This is a genomic window from Deinococcus sp. YIM 77859, assembly GCF_000745175.1.
In the GTDB taxonomy this organism is placed as follows: domain Bacteria; phylum Deinococcota; class Deinococci; order Deinococcales; family Deinococcaceae; genus Deinococcus.
Window position 1 is genome coordinate 2,502,569 of the sequence record NZ_JQNI01000002.1, and the last position, 20,212, is coordinate 2,522,780.

General features: G+C 68.6%; 23 protein-coding genes. 11 read left to right on the top strand and 12 right to left on the bottom strand.

What is annotated here, in order from left to right; translation table 11 throughout:
- The first annotated feature begins 44 nt into the window (after positions 1-44).
- Together EI73_RS12460 and EI73_RS12465 are read left to right on the top strand one after the other, a co-directional pair.
- The gene (locus EI73_RS12460; RefSeq protein WP_034387135.1) at positions 45-449 is read left to right on the top strand and encodes a globin; all 405 of its coding nucleotides are present in this window, start codon (positions 45-47) and stop codon (positions 447-449) included.
- Between the two features lie 72 nt (positions 450-521).
- Positions 522-1,616 (top strand): bifunctional 3-deoxy-7-phosphoheptulonate synthase/chorismate mutase, encoded by a 1,095-nt coding sequence (locus EI73_RS12465; protein ID WP_034388253.1) that lies wholly within the window; start codon positions 522-524, stop codon positions 1,614-1,616.
- A gap of 7 nt (positions 1,617-1,623) precedes the next feature.
- On the opposite strand, the gene EI73_RS12470 is transcribed toward EI73_RS12465, so the two are convergent.
- From EI73_RS12470 to EI73_RS12480, 3 genes are read right to left on the bottom strand one after another with little or no spacing between them, the layout of a single operon-like run.
- Positions 1,624-2,232, bottom strand: a complete 609-nt coding sequence (locus tag EI73_RS12470) for a 2'-5' RNA ligase family protein (RefSeq protein ID WP_034387137.1) — start codon at positions 2,230-2,232, stop codon at positions 1,624-1,626.
- Between the two features lies 1 nt (position 2,233).
- Positions 2,234-2,902, bottom strand: a complete 669-nt coding sequence (locus EI73_RS12475) for a metalloregulator ArsR/SmtB family transcription factor (RefSeq protein ID WP_034387139.1) — start codon at positions 2,900-2,902, stop codon at positions 2,234-2,236.
- Positions 2,903-3,952: an Mrp/NBP35 family ATP-binding protein gene (locus EI73_RS12480; RefSeq protein ID WP_034387142.1), complete on the bottom strand. Its 1,050-nt coding sequence runs from the start codon at positions 3,950-3,952 to the stop codon at positions 2,903-2,905.
- 205 nt (positions 3,953-4,157) lie between these two features.
- On the opposite strand from EI73_RS12480, the gene rpmH reads away from it, so the two are divergent.
- The 4 genes from rpmH to EI73_RS12500 are packed head-to-tail and all read left to right on the top strand — an operon-like array spanning position 4,158 to position 6,650.
- Positions 4,158-4,301 (top strand): 50S ribosomal protein L34, encoded by a 144-nt coding sequence (rpmH, locus tag EI73_RS12485; protein WP_027459398.1) that lies wholly within the window; start codon positions 4,158-4,160, stop codon positions 4,299-4,301.
- A 53-nt stretch (positions 4,302-4,354) separates the two neighbouring features.
- Positions 4,355-4,810: a ribonuclease P protein component gene (gene rnpA, locus EI73_RS12490; protein ID WP_051935522.1), complete on the top strand. Its 456-nt coding sequence runs from the start codon at positions 4,355-4,357 to the stop codon at positions 4,808-4,810.
- Positions 4,807-5,070 (top strand): membrane protein insertion efficiency factor YidD, encoded by a 264-nt coding sequence (gene yidD / locus EI73_RS12495; RefSeq protein WP_034387145.1) that lies wholly within the window; start codon positions 4,807-4,809, stop codon positions 5,068-5,070. Before rnpA ends, yidD begins: the two co-directional genes overlap by 4 nt.
- Positions 5,070-6,650 carry a YidC/Oxa1 family membrane protein insertase gene (locus tag EI73_RS12500; protein WP_034387147.1) on the top strand — a complete coding sequence of 527 codons (1,581 nt, stop codon included), beginning with the start codon at positions 5,070-5,072 and terminating at the stop codon, positions 6,648-6,650. Before yidD ends, EI73_RS12500 begins: the two co-directional genes overlap by 1 nt.
- A gap of 75 nt (positions 6,651-6,725) precedes the next feature.
- On the opposite strand, the gene EI73_RS12505 is transcribed toward EI73_RS12500, so the two are convergent.
- From EI73_RS12505 to pdhA, 4 genes are all read right to left on the bottom strand, one after another.
- Positions 6,726-7,670 carry a hypothetical protein gene (locus EI73_RS12505; protein ID WP_034387149.1) on the bottom strand — a complete coding sequence of 315 codons (945 nt, stop codon included), beginning with the start codon at positions 7,668-7,670 and terminating at the stop codon, positions 6,726-6,728.
- 37 nt (positions 7,671-7,707) lie between these two features.
- Positions 7,708-8,907 (bottom strand): C39 family peptidase, encoded by a 1,200-nt coding sequence (locus EI73_RS12510; RefSeq protein WP_034387152.1) that lies wholly within the window; start codon positions 8,905-8,907, stop codon positions 7,708-7,710.
- A gap of 144 nt (positions 8,908-9,051) precedes the next feature.
- Positions 9,052-10,056: an alpha-ketoacid dehydrogenase subunit beta gene (locus tag EI73_RS12515; protein ID WP_034387154.1), complete on the bottom strand. Its 1,005-nt coding sequence runs from the start codon at positions 10,054-10,056 to the stop codon at positions 9,052-9,054.
- Positions 10,053-11,150, bottom strand: a complete 1,098-nt coding sequence (gene pdhA / locus EI73_RS12520) for a pyruvate dehydrogenase (acetyl-transferring) E1 component subunit alpha (RefSeq protein ID WP_051935523.1) — start codon at positions 11,148-11,150, stop codon at positions 10,053-10,055. Before pdhA ends, EI73_RS12515 begins: the two co-directional genes overlap by 4 nt.
- Before the next feature lie 401 nt (positions 11,151-11,551).
- Here pdhA and EI73_RS15660 point away from each other — a divergent pair, with 401 nt between their 5' ends.
- Positions 11,552-12,613, top strand: a complete 1,062-nt coding sequence (locus EI73_RS15660; RefSeq protein ID WP_051935524.1) for an EAL domain-containing protein — start codon at positions 11,552-11,554, stop codon at positions 12,611-12,613.
- 36 nt (positions 12,614-12,649) lie between these two features.
- Positions 12,650-13,150: a hypothetical protein gene (locus EI73_RS12530; protein WP_034387156.1), complete on the top strand. Its 501-nt coding sequence runs from the start codon at positions 12,650-12,652 to the stop codon at positions 13,148-13,150.
- Positions 13,151-13,202: 52 nt separating this feature from the next.
- On the opposite strand, the gene EI73_RS12535 is transcribed toward EI73_RS12530, so the two are convergent.
- The gene (locus EI73_RS12535) at positions 13,203-14,093 is read right to left on the bottom strand and encodes a DUF4384 domain-containing protein (protein WP_034387159.1); all 891 of its coding nucleotides are present in this window, start codon (positions 14,091-14,093) and stop codon (positions 13,203-13,205) included.
- Between the two features lie 129 nt (positions 14,094-14,222).
- On the opposite strand from EI73_RS12535, the gene EI73_RS12540 reads away from it, so the two are divergent.
- Together EI73_RS12540 and EI73_RS12545 are read left to right on the top strand one after the other, a co-directional pair.
- A complete protein-coding gene (locus EI73_RS12540; protein ID WP_231557332.1) occupies positions 14,223-14,774 on the top strand; it encodes a molybdopterin-dependent oxidoreductase in 552 nt (183 codons plus the stop codon).
- Positions 14,771-16,006, top strand: a complete 1,236-nt coding sequence (locus EI73_RS12545; RefSeq protein WP_231557333.1) for a sensor histidine kinase KdpD — start codon at positions 14,771-14,773, stop codon at positions 16,004-16,006. Before EI73_RS12540 ends, EI73_RS12545 begins: the two co-directional genes overlap by 4 nt.
- Before the next feature lie 14 nt (positions 16,007-16,020).
- Here EI73_RS12545 and EI73_RS12550 read toward each other — a convergent pair whose 3' ends face one another.
- Both EI73_RS12550 and EI73_RS12555 read right to left on the bottom strand, forming a co-directional pair.
- Positions 16,021-17,031: a CAP domain-containing protein gene (locus EI73_RS12550; RefSeq protein WP_231557334.1), complete on the bottom strand. Its 1,011-nt coding sequence runs from the start codon at positions 17,029-17,031 to the stop codon at positions 16,021-16,023.
- Between the two features lie 64 nt (positions 17,032-17,095).
- Entirely contained in the window at positions 17,096-17,671 is a 576-nt protein-coding gene (locus EI73_RS12555; RefSeq protein WP_034387162.1) for an RNA polymerase sigma factor, read from the bottom strand.
- 125 nt (positions 17,672-17,796) lie between these two features.
- Here EI73_RS12555 and EI73_RS12560 point away from each other — a divergent pair, with 125 nt between their 5' ends.
- Entirely contained in the window at positions 17,797-18,144 is a 348-nt protein-coding gene (locus EI73_RS12560; protein ID WP_034387165.1) for an FUN14 domain-containing protein, read from the top strand.
- On the opposite strand, the gene EI73_RS12565 is transcribed toward EI73_RS12560, so the two are convergent.
- Both EI73_RS12565 and EI73_RS12570 read right to left on the bottom strand, forming a co-directional pair.
- Entirely contained in the window at positions 18,104-19,387 is a 1,284-nt protein-coding gene (locus EI73_RS12565; RefSeq protein ID WP_034387167.1) for an ATP-binding protein, read from the bottom strand. The two genes, EI73_RS12560 and EI73_RS12565, sit on opposite strands and share 41 nt — an antisense overlap.
- The gene (locus EI73_RS12570) at positions 19,384-20,067 is read right to left on the bottom strand and encodes a response regulator (protein WP_034387170.1); all 684 of its coding nucleotides are present in this window, start codon (positions 20,065-20,067) and stop codon (positions 19,384-19,386) included. Before EI73_RS12570 ends, EI73_RS12565 begins: the two co-directional genes overlap by 4 nt.
- Positions 20,068-20,212: the final 145 nt, after the last annotated feature.

Consider the following 20,212-nt stretch of genomic DNA (forward strand, 5'->3'; position numbering starts at 1 on the left):
ACCTCCGCCCTTGTTCTGTGGCAGGAACACGCTAGCCTACGCCCATGACGGCCCCTCTCCCACTTCGCGAGGGCGGCAGCCTGTATGACCGCATCGGACCGCAGGCGCTGGCGCGGCTTGTCCAGCGCTTCTACGCGCGCGTTGCCGCTGACCCGGACCTCGCCCCGCTGTTTCCCGCTGACCTCACCCTGACCGCCGAGAAGCAGCTCGCGTTCCTGACCGGCTTTCTGGGTGGGCCGCCCCTCTACCACGAACGTTTCGGGCATCCCCGGTTGCGGGCGCGGCACCTGCCCTTTCCCATCACGCCCGCGCGCGCCCGTGCCTGGCTCGCCTGCATGCAGGCCGCCCTGCACGAGACCCCCGAGATCGCGGAGACCGACGCGCGCGAGCTGTACGCGGCTCTCTCGCGGGTGGCGGTGCACATGGTGAATACGCCGGGGCAGGGCTGAACCTGGACAGGTTTTTCCAATTGACTAGTGGTGTCAGGGCAGTTTCAGACCCTCTTTTTCTACACTAACGCCATGACTCAACCGCCACGCAGCATCGACGACCTTCGCGCCGAAGTCGATGCGATCAATCGTGACCTGCTGACCCTCCTTTCCCGCCGCGGCGAGGTGGTCGCGCAGATCGGCCGGGCCAAGACACTGGAAGGCCGCCCCCGCCACTACGACCCCGGCCGTGAGGAACAGCAGCTGCGCGAGCTCGAGCGCTTGAATGCTGGCCCCTTCTCGACCGCTGCCATCAAGGCGATCTTTAAAGAGATCTTCAAGGCCAGCCTGGACCTCGAAGAGAGCAACGACAAGAAGCAGCTGCTGGTGTCGCGCAAGGTCAAGGCCGAGGACACCCAGCTTGACATCGACGGCATCCGCATCGGTGGGGGGGCGCCGCCCGTGATCGTCGCTGGACCCTGCTCCATCGAATCCGAAGAGCAGATGGAGGAGACGGCCCGCTTTCTGGCCTCGCGGGGCGTGAAGATCCTGCGCGGCGGGGCCTACAAACCGCGCACCAGCCCCTACGGCTTCCAGGGCATGGGTGTGGACGGCCTGATTATCGGTGGCCGCGCGGCCCGCGAAAACGGCATGCTCTTTGTCACCGAAGTGATGGATACCCGCGACGTGGAGGTCGTGGCCGAGCACGCCGACATCCTCCAGGTGGGAGCGCGCAACATGCACAACTTCTCCCTGCTGCGCGAGGTGGGCCGCGCGCGCCGTCCGGTGCTGCTCAAGCGGGGGCTTTCCGCCACCATCGAGGAATGGCTCTATGCCGCCGAGTACATCCTCTCCGAGGGCAACCCAGAAGTGATTCTCTGCGAGCGCGGCATCCGCACCTTCGAGAAGTGGACCCGCAACACCCTCGACCTCTCTGCGGTGGCCCTCGCCAAGCAGGAGACGCACCTCCCGGTCATCGTGGACGTGACCCACGCCGCCGGTCGCCGCGACCTGCTGATTCCCCTCGCCAAGGCGGCCTTGGCGGTTGGTGCCGACGGCATCCACGTGGAAGTTCACCCCAGCCCCGCGACCGCCCTTTCTGACAACGAGCAGCAGCTTGACTTCGCGGGCTTCGACCGCTTCAGCGCCGCGCTTGCCCCGCTGCTCAAAGTTCCCGCGACGGTCTAAGCGCCCCCTACGACCCCAACGACAGGTCTGGTTCGGCTTCCTGACTGGGCCGCGGCACGCTGAGGCTGGCCGCGCCCTCCAGCGGAAAGGTGTGCACCTCCTGGACCTCGCCCCGTTCCTCGCGGGTGAGGCTCAGAACGCTCACCGTGAAGCGGTCAAGGGGTGGCCGCAGGGGCTCGACCGCAGCCCACAGCGTGTCCGCCGCCCAGGGAAGGATGCCCAGCGCCAGGGTGAGGTGAGGGGTATACCCGGGGCCGTCGTGGGGACCGTGGCTGGAGGGCCCCACCCTGAGCGCCCGGGCGTGGAGGTCCAGCAGGGCGGGGCTGGCTTCGCACTCCAGGAAAATCACGCTGGTCAGGCGTTTCCAGCCCTTCACCCGCACCTCGAACGGTTCGGCGCCCCGCAGCGTCTCGCGAAAGGCCGCGACGAGTTGGGACGAACTCAGCGCCGTCTGAAAGGGGGCGCGCAGGTTGAGGTGCGGCGCGCCGAAGCCGCGTACGTTGAGACGCTCCTGTGTGCGCCGCAGCCAGGTATCCAGCGCCTCGGGCGGCCAGGCGACCAGGCTGTAGAGCGGGCCGAGCACGCTGCCCCGTTCCGTGAGCGAGAGCTCCGGCATCTTAAGAACCGATCCGGTAACGGCAACTGCTCTGCCCGCAGGCGATGCGCGTCTCGCGCGTCACCGAGACGCCCAGCACCTGCGAAAACAGATGCAGTTCGCTCAGGCACAGTTCCGGGTACTGGCGAGCGACGGTGAGATTGGGGCAGTTGCGCTTCACGACGTAGGGTGTGCCGTTCTCGTCCAGCTCGACCACCGTATCGAAGCCCGCTTGGGTCAGCCACGCGCTGAGGCGCTCTACCCGCTCGGCCAGTGGGAGGCTGAGGGGGATCTCGGCCTGAAGTCCCACCGCCAGCTCTGCGCTGCGGGCGTCGAGCACCTGGAGAACAGCTCCTGTGCCGTACAGCGCCTGTAGGTGCCGCAGGACGTCTACACACAGGGTCGAGTACGTCTTGGGAAAGACAGCCTCGCCCCGCTCGGTCAGAAGAAAGACATGCTGCGGCCGTCCGCGCCCGCCGGGCCGCTCGGTCCGCGCCTCGATCAGCCCCTGGTCCTGCAGGTCGGTCAGGTGCCGCCGCGCGCCCGGCACACTCATGCTCAGGTGAGCGGCAAGGTCCTGCACCGTCTGCGGCCCGTGGCGCTTGAGCAGCTCCAGCAGCCGCCGTTTGGTGCGTTCCGGGGCAGGCGGGGGCGGCGTCAACGGGGAAGAGACAGGCGGCGCGGCCGTCATTCAAACCACCGGGAGCTGCTCGGGAAGCTGCGCGAGAGCCTGCACGCTGACGCGCCCCGCGACGTTGCGGGCAATCTGCCGCAGCGCCTGCGAGGCGGGCGACTCGGGGTGGGCGAGCACGGCGGGTTGCCCCGCGTCGGCGTCTTGCCGAGCGGTGAGGTCCAGCGGCACCTCGCCCAGCAGCGGGAGGCCGCCCAGCTTGCGCGAGCCCCCGCGCCCAAAGAGGTCATAGGTCAGGCCGGTGTCGGGGGCCACAAAGTAGCTCATGTTCTCCACCACGCCCAGCACGGGCACGCTGGCCTTGCGGAACATATCCAGCGCTCGCGCGGCGTCGATCAGCGCCACGTCCTGCGGCGTGGTGACGAGGACCGCGCCCGTGACGTGCACCGTCTGCGTCAGGGAAAGCTGCACGTCTCCGGTGCCGGGCGGCAGGTCCACGATGAGGTAGTCCAGTTCGCCCCAGGCCGCGTCCTTGAGAAACTGCCCGATGGCCGAGTGCAGCATCGGCCCGCGCCACACGAGCGCCTGCCCGGCGGGGGAGAGGTTGGCCATGCTCAGGAAGCGCAGGCCGTGTGCCTCGATGGGCTGCATCTTGCGCTCGGCGTTCGCGGTGACGCGCGCTCCGCTTTGGCCCAGCATGTGCGCCACGCTGGGACCGTACACGTCCGCGTCGAGCAGACCCACCCGCGCGCCATCGGCGGCCAGGCTCACCGCCAGGTTGACGGCCACATTGCTCTTGCCCACGCCGCCCTTGCCGCTGCCGACCAGCAGCACGTGCTTGACGCCCGGCAACGCGGGCTGAGCGGGCGGGCGCACCATCGCCCCAAAGGTCACCACCACGTCCGCGATGCCCGGCACGGCGAGCACCGCCGCGCGCACGTCCCCCTCGATTTGCCCTCTGAGGGGACAGGCCGGCGTGGTGAGGTTGACCTTCACGTGCGCCACATTCCCCTCGACCTCCGCGCGCTCGATCATGCCCAACGACACCAGGTCGCGGTGCAGCTCCGGGTCATTGACGGTCTTGAGGGCAGTCCATAGGGCGTCACGCATGTCTCGCCATTAGTAGCGCGCTCCGGGGGGAAGCGGCAAGCGACGGGGTTACAGTGGGCTGACGGCTCTTCCCGTGCGGCCCATTCCCGTGCTAGACTCCCCGAGTTTGCCCCCTGAGGGGCGAGGTTTTCGCGCACCGGCCGGGCAGGCCCTTTGACCGCAACACTCCGGGTCAGGGCCGCGCCGCCGCGAGAAGGAGAGCAGCATGAAGCGTACCTACCAGCCCAACGTTCGCAAGCGGGCCAAGACCCACGGCTTCCGCGCCCGTATGAAGACCAAAGCCGGCCGCAACATCCTCGCGCGCCGCCGCGCCAAGGGCCGTCACCGCCTCACCGTCAGCGACGAGTAAATTCTCTCGCCGTCAGGAGCGGGCTTATCACCAACCCAGAGCAGACCAGCGCCATGCAGGAACGGCCCCGCCGTTCGGTGGCGCTGGCTTCGCTCACGGGTGAGCGCGAGTTCCGGCGGGTCCGGCAGCAGGGGGTGACGCTGCGCGACGCTCTCTTTACCCTGCGGGTGGCCGACTATCGCCCGCGGCACGGTGAAGCGTGGCGCCCACGGGCGATGATTGGCATCGTGGTGTCCAAAAAGACCCTCAAGCGAGCGGTGGACCGCAACCGTGCTCGCCGCCGCGTGCGAGAGGCGCTGCGAACGCTGCCCGGCGGCCTGCCCCCCTGCCGCGCCATCCTGTTTCCCAATCCCGGGGTGCTGACGGTGCCCTTTCCGGAGTTGCAAGCCGCCCTCGCACGGGTGCTCGCGCAGGTGCCCGGCCGCGTGAAGCGCAGGGGGAAGGGCGGGAACCCCCGCGGCGCTCCTCCCGTACCGGGCACCATGAGCCAGCGGGAGAAACAGCCGTGAGCGCCGCCGCACGCGGCCTGCTGCGGATCGTGCGGGCCTACCAGCGGCACCTCTCGCCGCGCAAACCCGCGCCGACCTGCCGCTTCACGCCGACCTGCTCTCAGTATGCTGTAGAGGCGATTGAGCGGCATGGAGCCCTCCGGGGCGGCTGGCTGGCCGCCTGGCGCGTTCTGCGCTGCAATCCGCTGGTGCCCGGCGGGTTTGACCCCGTGCCGGAGCATGTTCCCCGGCGGCACCCTCCACGCAGAAAGACACCCTGATGAAGACCAGAACCCTGCTTCCCCTTACGGCCCTGGGCGCCCTGCTGCTGACGGGCTGCGGCACCACCGGGCCCCTCCCGACCTTTGGCAAGGCGATCACGCCCGAGTGGATCCGCGCGGACTTTGACGGCCAGCCCGGTGACGAGTACATCGCCACCAGCAACCTTCAGGACGTGGTGTTTAACGCGCGCGGCGAGGTGATCGGCTGGTACGTCAAGCCCTACGCGGGTACGCCCTACATCAAGAAACGCGCGGACGGCACCTACGACTTCAGCGCCCTGAAAAGTGGGCGCGGCATCGTGAACATGGTGGGAGACCGCCGGGCCTTCGCCGTGGAGGGTGAGGGCCTAGATCCAGCGCAGCCCGCCGAGGTCACGCCGCCCCGCCTCTCGCAGAACCTCGAGCAGAACCGCCAGGAGGCGGTGTTCCGTTACACCCAGAATGGAGTAACGGTCACCAAGACGGTCGTGCTGCATCCCCGCAACTTCAAGGTGGACGTTCGGACAAACGTCGTGGGCGGCCCGCAGGCGTACAGCATGCTCTTTCCCGGTCTGGGCCGCGCCGAGAACCCGCGCGTGCAGGCCCTGCCGGTGGGTGGGCAGCCCGCCGCCGTGCAGGGCAGCGGGACGTTGAATGTTCAGAACATCGAGTACGCGGCTCTTCAAGAAAACCCCAGCCAGGTCGCGCACGCGTTGATTGTGCGGCCGCAGGGGGACACGACCGCGAGCGCCACCCTGACGGGAGGGCAGCAGGCGCTGATCCGGGTTGCACTTCGCGGCGAGAGCAACCTGGAAGTCTACGGCGGCAAGAACGAACTGATTCACCTCTACCAGAGCGGCTACGCGACCTACTTCCCGGGCCTGTTTGACCCCAACTGGTTCGGGGACATCAGCCTGTGGATCGTCAAGCTGATGGAGGCGCTGTACCGGCTGGTGGGCAATTGGGGGCTGGTGATTGTACTCCTCACGGTGCTGCTGCGGCTGGTGATGTGGCCGCTGATGCAGGCGCAGGGCCGCACCACGGCCCGCATGCAGGTGATGCAGCCCAGGATTCGGGAAATCCAGGAGAAGTACAAAGACCGCCGGGACATCGAGTCGCAGCGGGCCATGCAGATGGAGATGCAGCAGCTCTACCGCGACTACAACTTCAACCCGGCGGGCTGCTTCTCGACCTTCCTGCCCTTTCCGGTCTTGATCGCGCTGTGGTCGACCATCCGCAACTTCGAGTTCGACAGCGGTTTCCTGTGGCTGCCGGATCTGGCGATCCCCGACCCCTTCTATATCCTGGCGCTGATCTACCTCGTCGTGAACATTGGACAGCTCTATGTGATGACCCGCAAGACGCCCGAGATGTTCCGGCAGCAGGCCTTTATCTACATCATCTTCCTGTATTTTGCCCTGACCTTCCCGGCAGGCGTGACCATCTACATCATCCTCTCTACCCTGATCGGGATCGGCCAGCAGATCCTGATCAACAAGCAGGTGGAAAAGGAGACGGCGGCCCTGGGCCAGACGGTGCAAAAGGCTCCGTCGCGCTCTGCCGGCAAGCCTGTCAAGACCATCGAGGCGCCGAAGAAGTAAACGAAACAGTGAGCCGCCCTGCCGGGAAGGTGGGGCGGTTTTTGGGTTCAGTGGGTGGAGAAAAACCCCCCCAACCTACAACCTTCGCCACGCCCGCAGCGTCAGCAGCGCCTCCAGCGTGAGCACGCTGCGCCAGTCGGCTTCTGCTTGGGGCCACACCTCAGGGAAGGTGCCGCCCCAGTCCCAGCGTGGTCCCCACGCGCCGTCCTCGTCCTGCGAGGTGAGGAGGTGGCTGAGGGCGGCTGCTAGGGGCGCCTCGAGGGTATGGGCCAGGGGAGAAGCAGGGGTAGGCGCGGCCATCAGCGCGCTCAGGGCAGGGCCAGCAACGTCTTCGGGCGTGCGGGCGACCCGCTCGGGCAACACGTCGTGCAGATATTCCAGCACCGGGCGGCGGTGTTCTTCGGGCACGTCTTCTGACTGCGCGAACACGGCGGCGACGTGGTGCCCGTTCACGTCTCCGGGGTCAAGGCCCTCCAGCACGGCGTCACGCACCTCCACCGTGAGCTGCAAGAGGAGGCCCGCCGGGAGCAGGTCCGGCCAGTGCCAGAGCCGCGCCACGATCTCCGCACGGGGGTGGATCCGGAACCCGCCGAACGCGCGTGCGAGCTCCCCGGGTTCCGCCTGACTCCACTGGGGGGCGTGTGGATAGGCCTTGGCCTCTGGGGGCAGGATGGGCCAGACACTGCCGCCGTCCTCGACCTGAAGCCGTAACCGCAGCCACCCGACGGCATCCGCGAGCAGCGGCTCGGAGGCGGGCACGTCCAGGTCATGCAGCACCCGCAGGGCGTACGCGGTCGCCAGGACGCTGCTGAGGGGCGCGCGGACATCCGGCGCGAGCGCCCGGCCAAAGCCGCCGTCCGGATTGCGGTAGGCCCGCAGGGCCGCCAGCACGTCTTGCGGTGCCCCGTCCTCAAAAACCTGCCGAAAGCGCGAGGCTTCCAGCGGACGCCCCCGTTCAAGCAGAAAAGCGCGGGCCCGGGCGAACGCCTCGGGAGTCAGGCGGGCGTCAGCAGGCGTCATGGAAGGAGGGTACACCGGGCCATGAGGAGGGCCCCGCTCAGAGTTTCCCCAGCGCGGCCTGCGCAGCCGAGTAGCTCGGTCGCAGGCGCAGCGCCTCACGGTAGGCGGCCTGCGCTTCGGTGGTGCGGCCCAGTTCGTGAAGGGCTCGGCCGCGCCAGTAGTGCGCCTCCTCGTGGGCGGGAGCGTCACGCAGCACGGCCTGCGTCAGGCGCAGCACGTCTGCGTACCGCCCGGTACGGAGGTACGCTTCTAGCGGCCCGAAGGTATACCACAGGGTTCGCCAGGGCAGACCCCCGACAACGCGGGCTGGGCGCGTCGGATCAAGGCTGAGGTCAGGCGGGGACGCAAAGGCCTGATCAAAGGCCCGCGCCGCGCCCCGCGCGTCTCCTACCGCGAGCTTCGCCTGACCGAGATTCAACCAGCCCAGCGCGTCGTTCCGCCGCTCAGCCTCCGCGAGGGCCACCCGCAGTTCCTCCTGCCGCGCTGCCTTCGGGTTGGCCCGGAAGCCGAGGAGTTCCCGCACCGCCGCCTCCCGCTCGGGGGGTGACACCACCAGATAGGTCCGCCCAAAAGCGCGCCACAGCTCGTCAAAGCGGGCATAGGGCAGGGTGAGGGGCCCCAGGTACGAGTCCAGCGCCCGGAACTGTCCCGCCGCATCGTCGTAGCCGGTCAGCAGCCGGTAGTGTCCCATGCCGCCGCTCTCCTGCGTCACAAACCACGTTTCTACGATCACCGGATAACCCGCCGCCAGCAGCCGCTTGAGCAGGAGGCGGCTGCCGTTGCGGCCCAGGTGAACATTCATTCCCTGCCCCCGCGCAAAGGCCGCCAGTTCCTCGGGCGACACGTTCACGTCGCCCCGGTTGGGCTTGAGCCGGGGTGCAATGTCGTACTGGTTCAGCGTGCTTCCCCAGCGGCTCAGCGCCATACCGACCGTCACCGGGCCGCAGTTGTTCAGCCGCTGGTACTCGTGCCGGACCCCGGAAATGCTGGCTGTGGCGGGCAGGGCTATCTCAGGTTCCGCTGGGGGAGTGAGGGGACGGGACTCCTGCGGAGCGGTTTCCGGCACGGCAGGCGGCGCTTCCTCGACCTGAACCGGTGTCGGCTCCGCAGCCGGACCCGGCGTGGACGGCACCGCGGCGGGGACGGGCGCGCTGTCCTGCGCTGGCAGGCGGCTCCCACCGAAGACAGCGGCCCCTACAAGCAGGCTGGCGGTCAGGAGCAGGGCGGGCAGACGCATCACCCTCTATCCTCAGGGGACTTCATGATCTGCCGCTGAGGATAGAAGGTGTACTGGAACGCCATGCGAACGGCGTGATGTGGGACTTTGCCTTCGACTTGGCGGAAGGGTGTCTCAGGGCGGAGGAGGGGCACGCTCCTCCCTTCAGTAGCTCAGCACCTGCCGGATCGCCTTGGCAACGCGCACCGGGTTGGGCCGGTACACGTCCTCGATGGAGGTAAAGGGCGGGTACGGCGCGTCGAAGCCGGTGACGCGCACGATGGGGGCTTGCAGGTGCTCGATGGCCTCCTCGGCGATGGTTGCGGCGATCTCGCTGTGAAAGCCGCCCGTGCGGGGTGCCTCGGTCACGACCACCACCCGGCCCGTCTTGACGACACTGCTCAGAATCGTCTCGGTATCGAGGGGCACCAGTGTTCGCAGGTCGATGACCTCGACGCCGATGCCGTGCGAGCGGGCCGCTTCGGCCGCCTTTTGGGCCACCTCCACCATGCCGCCGTAGGCGATCACCGTCACGTCGTCGCCCCCCGTCACCACGCGGGCCTTGCCCAGTGGCGTCGTGTAGTACGTCTCCGGCACCTCCTCCTTGACCGAGCGGTAGAGCTTGATGGCTTCCAGGAAGAAGACCGGATCGGGATCCTCGATGGCGGCGAGCAGAAGACCCTTGGCGTCGTGCGGCGTGGCGGGAATCACGACCTTGACGCCGGGCGTGTGGGCCAAGATCGCCTCTGGGCTGTCCGCGTGCTGCTCAGGGGTGTGGACGCCGCCGCCGTAGGGGGCCCGCACCACCATGGGCAGGTGGTACCGGCTGCGGGTGCGGTGGCGGTAACGGCCCAGGTGCGAGAGAATCTGGTCAAGCGCGGGGTACAGGAAGCCCGCGAACTGAATCTCGGCCACCGGCTTCAGCCCCGCCAGCCCCATGCCGATCCCCATGCCCACGATGCCTGCCTCGGCCAGCGGCGTATCAAACACCCGCTCGACCCCGAAGCGGGCTTGCAGGCCGTCCGTAGCGCGAAACACGCCGCCCATCACGCCCACGTCCTCGCCGAAGATATGAACGGCGGGATCACGCGCGAGGGCGAGAGCAAGCGCGTCGTTGATGGCTGCGACCATCGTCATGGTTTTGGTTGACTGAGAAGCGGTGGCCGTCATGCTTGTTCCTCGGCGAGAAGCTGCGCGCGCTGGCGAACGAGTTGCGGAGTGGGCTCGGCAAAGACGTGGTCTACGATCTCGGCGGGAGTCGGCTCGGGAAAGCTGTCGGCCACGCGCAGGGCCGCCTCGAACTCGGCCTCGATCTCGCGGGCAAACGCGTGGTCCTCTTCCTCGGTGAGGAGGCCTTCTTGCAGCAGGTGCGTTCGCAGCCGCGTGAGGGGATCTTTCGCGTCCCAGCCCGCCGTGTCGGCCTCGCTGCGGTAACGACTGGGATCGTCGGCGACGGTGTGTGGCTTGACGCGGTACGTGACGGTCTCGATCAGGGTGGGGCCCTCGCCGTTGCGGGCGCGGGTCACGGCCTCGCGGGTCACCTGGTAGGTCGCCAGGACGTCGTTGCCGTCCACGCGCACACCCGGAAGACCGTAGCCGTCGGCACGGCGCGCAAGGTTGCGGGCACGGGTCTGGGTGTGGGTGGGTACACTGATGGCCCAGCCGTTGTTCTGGAGGATAAAAACGCAGGGGGCATTGAGCGCGCCCGCGAAGTTCAGCGCCTCGTGAAAGTCGCCTTCGGAGCTGCCGCCGTCGCCGATATAGGCCATCGCGACGTTGCGTGTGCCTAGGCGGCGCTCGGCCAACGCCGCGCCCACCGCCTGCGGGTACTGGGTCGCAATCGGAATGTAGAAGGGGAGGATCTTGAGGTTCTGCGGCATCGCCCACCCGTGGGGGCTGGTGCGCCAGTAGGCGATCGTCTGTTCCAGGGGCAGGCCGTAGGTGAGGGCCGCGCCCGTGTCGCGGTAGGTGGGAAAGAGCCAGTCATCCGGTGTCAGCGCGGCGGCGGTCCCGACCTGGCTGGCCTCCATGCCGCCGTAGGGCGGAAACACACCCATTCGCCCGGTGCGGTAGAGCACCCAGGCGCGCTCATCGAAGTGGCGAACACGGCGCATGTGGCGGTAGAGCCTCACACGGGTCTCGGGGTCGGGCAGCCGGTCAGGCCGGGTCACCGTCCCGTCGGGGGCGATGAGTTGCAGCGTCTCGTCTGGGGCCTCAGGGGCAGCGGCGGGCGCGGCCTGGGCCTGGAAAGGGGGTTGGGGCATGCGCAGGGCCTCCACGGCAAAGAGGGGAACAACACAACGGAGAGCAGGCGGAGCAGGCCCGGTCGGGGCCGCCGGTCACGGGGAGCTTGCCTCAGGGCGCGCGGCGCTGGTTGAGGAGCCGCGCCGGACGGTTCCCGCGCAGGCGCGCCGGGTCGGCCGGGGGCAGGGGCAGGCACGAGGACATCGGCATAGGAAACAAGGAGGCAGGCGCCTTCCGGTCCCGCCCGGGTAGGGAATGGGTCCAGCGTAGCAGATTGGGTGCGAAGCGCGCTTCGCTCGTGAAGCTTCTCCCCGTGAAGAAGGAAGAAGTTTGTGAGACGGATTGCGGTACAACGGGTCTGATGGCTGCCTTCCCCCCTCCCGATGAACCGCCGCTTACGGTTCCCTGTGATTGTCAGGCGATGACGCCTCTGGTGGAGACGGAGATGAGTGGCCTCGCCATCTATGCCGCCTCGTCCCACCTGCGGCGCAAACTTGCCCTGCTGCTGGAGGTCCACGCTGCGGCGCCGACCGTGCAGGAGGGGGCTTTTGTGCTTCCTGCAACCTCGTTTGCCTTTCTGGACGGCCTGCTTTCAGCCTTCTCAGCGACCGAGCGGCTGGACCTGTTGGCGGCTCCCTGGAGGGGAACGCGGCTCGACCCCTGGCACCTCCTGCCCCTAGAGCAGTGGGTCCGGCGGCTAGGCACGCCCTGGTTTTTCGCTGCTGCCGAACACCTGTGCTTTCATCTCCAGCCCATTGTGGCGCTGCGCAGTGGCGAGGTGTACGGGTATGAGGCTCTGGTGCGTGCGCAGTGGGAGGGCCAGGTGCTGGGGGCCGGGCCACTGCTGCAAGCGGCTGCCGCCCACGGCCAGAGCCGCAGCTTTGACGCCCGCGCTCGGCGCAGCGCCATTGAGCAGCTCTACCCGCAGCTCGGCCCGCAGCAGGTTCTGTTCATCAACTTCGCGCCGGGGGTGGTGTACAACCCCAACATTTGCCTCCAGACCACCTTCGAAACCTGCCGTGAGGTTGGAGCTGACTTCTCGCGGCTGCTGTTCGAGGTGACCGAGAGTGAGGCTTTCCCGGACCTGCGCCTCTTGGGCAGCATTCTGGACCGCTACCGTGCCGAGGGCGCGCAGGTGGCGCTCGACGACCTGGGGGCGGGTCACACCAGTCTGACGTTTTTGGGCACGCTGCGCCCTGATATCGTGAAGCTTGACCGCAACCTGGTGCGTGGTCTGCATGCCGATGACCCGCGGCTGCCGTTGGTGGCCGCTCTGATTCGCTATGCCCATGCCCTGGACGTTCGGGTGGTCGCGGAGGGCATCGAGACGGCTGAAGAACTCCGGCTCGTGGCTGAGTTGGGAAGCGACTACGCGCAGGGCTATTTTCTGGGCCGTCCCGCCGAGCGGCCGTCCGGTCTGAGCTCACAGGCCGCGCAGTACTGGCTCAACCGCACCGAGCACCACTCTACCGGGCGTGCCTGAGGCCCCCCTTCTGCCCAGCGGGCGTACACTACCCCTATGAGACGCGCGCTGCTGCTGACGGTCCTCACTCTTCTGCTCGGCACAGCCCGTGCTGATCACCAGCAGGGAAACCTGCGGGCTCTGACGGGGGCCGACCTCTGCCCGCCCGTCTCCTACGTGTACCTCGACGACGAGGAACAAGAGGAGATCGCGGTAGAGGTCGACAAGCAGCTGATGCGGTACGCTGCCCTCTACGGCATTCCCTTTGGGGACCCCAAGACCTGCACGGTCGCGCAGATTTTTGCGGTGGATGCCTTTCAGAGCCGTGACGGGCGAGTGCTGTACGCGGTGGACCTAGAGCTGGAGCTGTTGGGGGACGCGCGCGTCACCCTGGGAAACCGGCAGTTCACGGCCAGCCACCTGCAGCTCTGGTCTGCTTCCGGCTACGGCGCGGTAGCGAGCCCCAAGGACCTGGTCAATATGGCCATGAGCAGCGTTCGCGACTACTACGAGGATTTTGCGCTGGAGTGGAAGGCGGCCCATCCCAACCCGAAGTGAGGCCACCAGAAGGCCGCCTCCTCAGAGGGGGCGGCACGACGGGCAGCGAGCGTCAGCGGCGGCTGAGCTTGACCTCGAAGCGTTTGCCCTTCTGTTTGACCTCCAGGGTGGCGCGCCGGCTCCCCTGCCGAAACTCGCCGCGGATGTGGTTGCCGGCCTGCTTGACCCCGGTCTGGGTGTAGCCCTCGGCACGCAGGCGGGCCGCGTATTCACCGTACACCTCTGCCAGGCTGCCGCGGCGCTCGACCTCCGTGCGCCACTCCTGGTCCTGGGGAAGGGGTTGGATGCTCAGTGCCTGGGCACGTTCGCCGCCCGGAAGGGGCTGAATCGGCGTGCCGCGGTTGGGCGTGACGGGAGCGGGTGTCTGAAGAGGTGTGCTCGCCTGGGCCGCGACCGTGTAAAAGGCCGTGTCGGTGACCCAACTGTGTTGCGGAACAGGGCTCACCACGATGCTCAGCGCCTGAGCGAGTTGCCCCTGCCCCTGCACGTTCACGGTCGCAAAGGAGTTCTGCTGCGTCTTAAAGGTGGCGATCTGCTCCAGGTTGAGCGGCGTCAGGCTGGCCAGCGCCAGCACCTTGTTCAGGCCGTAGGGGGGGGCGATGGTGAAGGTGAAGGGGTCGTTGGCCGAGGGAAAAGCGCGGGTGGTGTTCGCCTTGAGGAAGTTGCCGCCGCTCTGGTAGCGGTTAGGAAGAATCAGGTCCACATGTCCCTGCGGATCCACGTTGAAGAGGTACACGTAGGCGTCCTGGTTGACGCGGGTAAAGAGCTGAACGCGCTCCCCGGGCAGGTAGTTCGGGGCCTGGGTACCGCTGCCCCGGTCGGTCCAGACCTGGACGCTGAGGCTGGTGGGGGCCGGGTTCACAATGATGCTCTGCGCGCTGATGACGGGTGCGGCGCTGGCCGTGCTGACCAGCAGGGCCGGCAGGAGAAAGGTAGGCTTCATGCTTCTACCTTGTCCCCCTTTGGTGATGGCGGCCTGACCTGAGCTTCAGAAGGCGCCATCCCCATCTCATCCCTTTCCAATGTGCCGCGCGCACATTGAGGCCGCTTCCGGGGCGCACTAGATTGTGGTGTGCCCACGCGAGTCCGTGTCCTGCTGCCCGTGCTGGCCCTCGTGTCCAGCCTGGCCCTGGGAGCGCCGTCCACTGGGAAGACGGCGACGAAGTTCACGCCCTTTCCCTACATCCGGATGGGTCAGCCCCGACCGGCGGCACAGCCTGGTGAGCGGGTGCTGCTGACCCTGGAGGGGCCGGGCCGCGCGCAGACCTTGACGCGTACACAGCTGCTCGCGCTGCCCACGGTGCGCTACGCGACCCGGCACGCGCAGCTGCACCGCACCTTTACCTATGAGGGCGTGCCGCTGCGGGACCTGGCGGTATTGGGCGGTTTTGCGGGCCGTGACATGCGCGTGTATGCGAGGAATGGCTTTGTCACGACCATTCGGGCCAAAGACTACATGGAAGAACCCATCCTGCTGGCCCATACGGCGAACGGGCGGCCCATTCCGGTTCTGGAAAAGGGGCCCCTAACGGTGGTTCTCCCGCCGGACCCACAGCGGTTCCCGGAGCGGCTGTACGGGGCGGCTTGGGTGTGGTTCGTCGAACGGATCGCGCCCGCCCCGTGACGCCCGCCCACCGCGTGCCGCCCAGCGTGCGCCTGCGTGAGGCGCTGCTTGCCGCGCTGCCTGCCCTGCTCACGGCCCTGCTTCTGCTGCTGGCGACCCAGCCCGCCTACGAGACGCTGATCCGGCGGGGAAGCGGCTGGACGCCCTACGCCTATCAGGGCCTAGTCCAGGACGTGCAGGCGTACCAGGTCGCTCGCCTGGACCCCAGGGTGAGCAAGGAAGAGCGGCAGATGCGGTACGAGATCGCGCTGTCAAGCGCCGTGACCCCCACCCAGTTCACGCAGCTTGCTGCGGTGGAGGCGCGGGGCGAGGCCCGCCTGAGCCGCGTGGCGGCCCTGCTGCGCGAGAACACCCCGCAGAGCGTGGCGGAAGCAGCTCGCGAGGCGGTACGGCTCAATGCCCAGGCGGGCGACTTTGCGGGCGAGACGCGGGTGCAGTACGTTCGGGCGCTGGAGGAGATGCGCCGCGCCCTGGTCGCTACGGCCGCGGCGACGGGCCTCCTGAGCATGCTGCTGACCGGGCGCGCGCTGCTGCTGTGGCGCGCCGAGCGCGAACGCCGTGCTCGGCGCGAGGCGCGCCAACGCGAAGCCCTGAGCCTGGCCAGCCACGAGCTGCGCCGTCCCCTCCAGGCTCTGCTGCTCGCCAGCGACCTGCTGCGGCAGGCAGAGACCCCCGAGCAGCGTCAGCACCTGCTCGCCCTCATCGAAGACAGCGCTGCGCAGCTGGCCAGCCGCGCCGACCTGACCCGGCTCGAAGACCTCTACCTTGACGTGACCCTGCGCCTGACTCGGCCCGACCTGCGCACCCTGGTGGGCCGGGTGGCTGGGGGGCGCGTGAGCGTTCATCTGCCCAGCGAGCCGGTGGTCTGGCCTGTCGACGCGCGGCAGGTCCGTCAGATCGTCGAGAATCTGGTCGAAAACGCCCTGAAGTACACCGCTGGCCCCGTCGAGGTGACCTTGGATACCCCGGGTGGACAGCCTGAGATCACGGTCCGCGACCACGGCCCGGGCATGTCGGCCGAGCTGCGCGAACGGGCCTTTCTCCCCTACGAGCGCGGTCCGCGCGGCCTGACGGAAGGCCGGGGGCTGGGGCTGTCCCTGGTGCGCCGCTATGCCCGCGCACACGGGGGTGACGTCACGCTGGAAGACGCGCCGGGCGGCGGCACCCTCGCCCGCGTGACCCTGGGCGAGCCGCCCCTGGTGGACGAACCGCCGCTCCCGCGCGGGGGCTGAGACCTGATTCCCGCTCAGGGCTGCCCTTCTGCCGGGGTCGCAAAGACCTGCGTCCAGTAGGGCCCGCCCGAATGACCGGGCCGGTTCACGTAGGCCACGCCGATGCGGGTGTAGTCCCCCATGATGTTTCGGCAGTGGCCGGGGCTGCGCAGCCAGGCCTGCATGACCTCCTGCGGCGTGTGCTGTCCTGAGGCGATGTTCTCGCCCGAGGCGACGGCCCGCAGACCCGCCGCCTCCACCCGTTGTGCGGGCGTGCTGCCGTCCACGGCACTGTTGTGGTCGAAGTACCCGTGCAGGGCCATGCCCGCCGACTGTGCGAGGGCCGCCACCTCCAGCCGCGGGTCACGGGTCAGCGGGGGAAGGGCCGGACCGCCCTCGCGCCCCGTCTCACAGTTCCAGCCGCGTTCGCGCGCCCGGTTCGTCAGGCGCAGCACCTCCGTCTCGAAGGGCGCGCTGCCTTCCAGGGGGGCCATCTGAAAGCGCACGCTGTCGGCCAGAGGACCGCTTGCCCCGATCAGGTGCAGGACCGCACGGTGTTCACCCGGCGCGACCGGAAGGGGGCTCGTCCCGACGGCCCGGCCGTCCAGCGTGAAGTCAGGCTCGCCCGGCCGGTACACCACGCTGCCCGCCGCGCTGAGCCGCACCTCGCCCCGACCCAGAAGCACGACCAGTCCGGCGCGCTCGGCGCCCGCGCTGCGCACCTCAATCGTGCCGCTGGCTGTGGAGCGTACCTGCCCGCGTGCGTCCAGCAACTGCGCCTGAACGCGGTACGTTCCCGGACGGTAGTAGGTGTGGGTCACGCTGTGGCCGCTTTCGGTACCGCCGTCCCCGAAGTCCCACATCACGCGGTACTCGGCGGGCGCCCGCGCCGTAAACGTTACGGCCAGGGGCGCCCGCCGGTCCTCCCGCAGGGTGAAGCCCACCTGAAACTGCACCGGCTGGGCCGCGCAAGACCCCAGCCCTCCCGTTCCCAGCATGGTCGCCAGCAGTGCCAGCCTCTTTCTCCACCGCCCTCTGTGTGTCACCCGAGCAGGCTAGCGGGTGGGAGCAGCCCTCTGCCGTGAGGGAAGGCACGGGGAGCACCTCTTCTCAGTGCACGTCCGCCACGTTGGCCAGCAGCTCCGCCAGTTGCTCCTTGGCGCGGAAAACCCGGCTTTTGGCCGTGCCGACCGCCACCCCCTGGATACGCGCGATCTCGTCGTAGGGCAGGTCTTCTACAAAGCGCAGGACGACCGCCTCGCGGTACTCGGGGGCCAGGCTCATCAAGGCGCGCTGCACCCGGTCCTGGGCGTCGGCGCTCTCGGCGGCCTGCACCGGGGAGCGGGCGCTGCTGGTGACCTCAAAGCCCACGTCCTCGCGGGCTTCTTCCAGGCTGAAGCGCTGGAGCTGCTTGCGGCGGTGTGACTCGATCTGGGTGTTGCGCGCCACCTGGTAGAGCCACGGAAGCACCCGCTCGCCCTCCCGGAAGGTGTGAATGCTGCGCCAGGCGCGGTAGAAAACCTCCTGCGTGAGGTCCAGGGCATCCTCGACATTGCCCTCCAAGCGGTAGAGGTAGGCGTACATGCGGCCCTCGTACGCGCTTACGAAGTCGTACCAGGCCGCCTCCTCCCCGGCCCTCAGGCGGGCGAGCAGCTCGGGCGTGAGGATCTCCGGTTCGGCAGTCACGTCCGCCTCACCATACCGCCTGCCCAGCCCCCCATGCGTCAGCCCTTTGGCGGAACGCTCGGGGACGTGTGACGGGGCCGCCTGCAAGACACCCGCAAGACGCCCGGCCGTAGCATGACCCTGCCTTGGCCCCCGACACGCTTTCTGCCGCCCCCATCACCGAAGCCCTGCGGCTCCTGCTGCCCGACCTGAGCGTAGGGATGCTGCTGGGGTTTGCTACCGGCCTCGCCCTCAAAAGGATCGTCCGTCTCGCGCTGCTCGCGCTGGGTCTGCTGTTGATCACCGTGCAGCTTCTCGCCTTCTTTGACCTGCTCACCGTGAATTGGCCGCGAGTGCAGGCTCTGGCGGCCCCGCTCCTGCCGGGGGGCGGCCCCCCGAGTGGCGCGTGGTTAGGCCGCGTGCTGACCGCGAATCTGCCCTTTGCCGGGGCCTTTACCGCTGGCGTACTGGTCGGGGTGCGGGCGCGGGGGTAGCAGACGAACGCCCGCCGTGACGGGGCAGCACCACCGTGAAGCGTGCTCCGCCCAGGGGGGAAGCGCAGGCATACGCCTCGCCGCCGTGGGCTCCCGCCAGTGCGCGGACGATGGCGAGGCCCAGCCCACTGCCGCCGGTATCGCGGGTTCGGCTCTCATCGAGGCGAGTAAAGCGGGTAAACACCGTGTCGCGTAGGGCAGCGGGAATACCGGGGCCGTCATCTTCCACATGGAGGCGCGCCGTGTCGGCGTCCGCCTCAACACGCACGGTGACCTGCAAACGGGCGTAGCGCAAGGCGTTCTCGACCAGATTGGCGGTGATCTGCCGGATTCGGTCGCGGTCAGCGGTCATGGGTGCGGGGTCCGCCCACAGGGTGAGGCGCAGGCCATGCCCCTCCGCCTGGTCGCGGAAGTCGCGCACCACCTCTTCGGCCACCTCCGCCAGATTCAAGGCCTCGTCGTGCAGGCCCAGGCGGCCCGCGTCGGCCAGCGTGAGGGTCCGCAGGTCACCCACCAGACGAGTCAGAAGCTGGGTCTGGGCGCTCAGCAGGGCGATCTGTCCCGTATCGAGGGGATACACCCCATCTTCGAGGGCGTCTAGCCGCGCCTGCATGATGGCGATGGGGGTGCGCAGTTCGTGTGCGATGTCGGCCACGGCCTGCTGGCGCTCGCGCTCCAGGCTCTCCAGGTTTCCGGCCATCACATTAAAGGTGCGGGCCAGCTCCGCAACCTCGCGGTCCCCCCGCAAGGCCGGCGCACGCGACGTCAGGTCGCCGTCTGCGAGCTGCGCTGCGGCCCGCGAGACCGCCGTGATGGGCCGCGCGATGCGCCGGGCAAGCAAGAGGCTCAGCGAGGCGGCGGCCGCCGCCGCCAGCAGCCCCCCCTGCACCAGGCTGGTCTGCACGTCCCGCACGAAGCTGCGCGTGCGGGGATTCAGGACGGCGGGCAGGCCACGGGGCGGCCGGTCGGCAGGCGTGGTCGAACTGCCCGTGTTGCCGCTGGCCGTTCCGGCGGGTGGGGTGGGAGGTCGGGGCGGGGGAGGAAGAGGCTCGCCCCGCCGCTCCGCCTCCTGACGAGCACGCAGGTAGGCCTGGACCTCTGGTGGAAGCCGCGCGACCTCGCGCCGCACAGCGAGATTCGAGAACAGGAACATGCTGCCCACCGCCAGCCCCACGACGAGCAGCATCGAGAGCAGCAGGGTCACCGCGAGGCTGGGCCGTTGCCAGCGGGGAGGAAGGGTCAAGGGTTCGCCTCCAAGCGGTAGCCCACACCCCGTACCGTATGCAGCAGGCCGGTGCCTCCCCCCGCGTCGAGCTTGCGCCGAATGCTGGCGAGATGCGCGTCCACCACCCGCGCCATCGCGTCACTGTCGGGCAGGGCCGCCGTCAGCAGTTCTTCGCGGGTAAAGGCACGGCCCGGGGCCTGTGCGAGGTGTGCGAGCAAGCGGAACTCGGTGGGGGTCAGGTGCAGCACTTCGCCGTTCACACGGGCCCGCGCTGCTCTGCGGTCCACCTCGAGCGGCCCCACACGCAGCGGGCGCTCGAGGTCCTCGAGCGCGCTGTTGACCCGGCGCAACACCGCCTTGACGCGCGCCATCACCTCGCGTGGGCGGAAGGGTTTCACCACGTAGTCGTCCGCGCCCAGCTCCAGGCCCACGATGCGGTCCGTCTCTTCTGCACGGGCCGTCACCAGGATGATGGGTGTGGAGCCACTCGCGCGAACGGCTCTTAAAACGTCCAATCCGCTGCGGCCGGGCAGCATCACGTCCAGCAGGATCAGGTCGGGCTGCGCGGCGCGGTAGAGGGTGAGGGCGGCGTGACCATCGGCGGCGCGTTCGGTGCGGTAGCCCTCCTGCCGCGCGTAGGCGTCCAGCACCTCCGCAAGCTGCGGTTCGTCCTCCACGATCAGGATCAGGGCACTCATCCCCCCATGGTAGAGACGTCCGGCGAAGGTTCTGCAAAGGCCCGTCCCCGGCCGCAAAGGGCGGTGCAGGCCGTCCGGGTGCGGCTCTCCTTCCACCTGCTCCGGCGATTTTCGACAAATCTTCAAAAAAAGTTCGCAGGGCGTT

Coding starts and splice junctions, on each gene's coding strand:
- EI73_RS12460 (WP_034387135.1), top strand. CDS start 45: ATGACGGCCCCTCTCCCACTTCGCGAGGGCGGCAGCCTGTATGACCGC.
- EI73_RS12465 (WP_034388253.1), top strand. CDS start 522: ATGACTCAACCGCCACGCAGCATCGACGACCTTCGCGCCGAAGTCGAT.
- EI73_RS12470 (WP_034387137.1), bottom strand. CDS start 2,232: ATGCCGGAGCTCTCGCTCACGGAACGGGGCAGCGTGCTCGGCCCGCTC.
- EI73_RS12475 (WP_034387139.1), bottom strand. CDS start 2,902: ATGACGGCCGCGCCGCCTGTCTCTTCCCCGTTGACGCCGCCCCCGCCT.
- EI73_RS12480 (WP_034387142.1), bottom strand. CDS start 3,952: ATGCGTGACGCCCTATGGACTGCCCTCAAGACCGTCAATGACCCGGAG.
- rpmH (WP_027459398.1), top strand. CDS start 4,158: ATGAAGCGTACCTACCAGCCCAACGTTCGCAAGCGGGCCAAGACCCAC.
- rnpA (WP_051935522.1), top strand. CDS start 4,355: ATGCAGGAACGGCCCCGCCGTTCGGTGGCGCTGGCTTCGCTCACGGGT.
- EI73_RS12500 (WP_034387147.1), top strand. CDS start 5,070: ATGAAGACCAGAACCCTGCTTCCCCTTACGGCCCTGGGCGCCCTGCTG.
- EI73_RS12505 (WP_034387149.1), bottom strand. CDS start 7,670: ATGACGCCTGCTGACGCCCGCCTGACTCCCGAGGCGTTCGCCCGGGCC.
- EI73_RS12510 (WP_034387152.1), bottom strand. CDS start 8,907: ATGCGTCTGCCCGCCCTGCTCCTGACCGCCAGCCTGCTTGTAGGGGCC.
- EI73_RS12515 (WP_034387154.1), bottom strand. CDS start 10,056: ATGACGGCCACCGCTTCTCAGTCAACCAAAACCATGACGATGGTCGCA.
- pdhA (WP_051935523.1), bottom strand. CDS start 11,150: ATGCCCCAACCCCCTTTCCAGGCCCAGGCCGCGCCCGCCGCTGCCCCT.
- EI73_RS15660 (WP_051935524.1), top strand. CDS start 11,552: ATGACGCCTCTGGTGGAGACGGAGATGAGTGGCCTCGCCATCTATGCC.
- EI73_RS12530 (WP_034387156.1), top strand. CDS start 12,650: ATGAGACGCGCGCTGCTGCTGACGGTCCTCACTCTTCTGCTCGGCACA.
- EI73_RS12535 (WP_034387159.1), bottom strand. CDS start 14,093: ATGAAGCCTACCTTTCTCCTGCCGGCCCTGCTGGTCAGCACGGCCAGC.
- EI73_RS12570 (WP_034387170.1), bottom strand. CDS start 20,067: ATGAGTGCCCTGATCCTGATCGTGGAGGACGAACCGCAGCTTGCGGAG.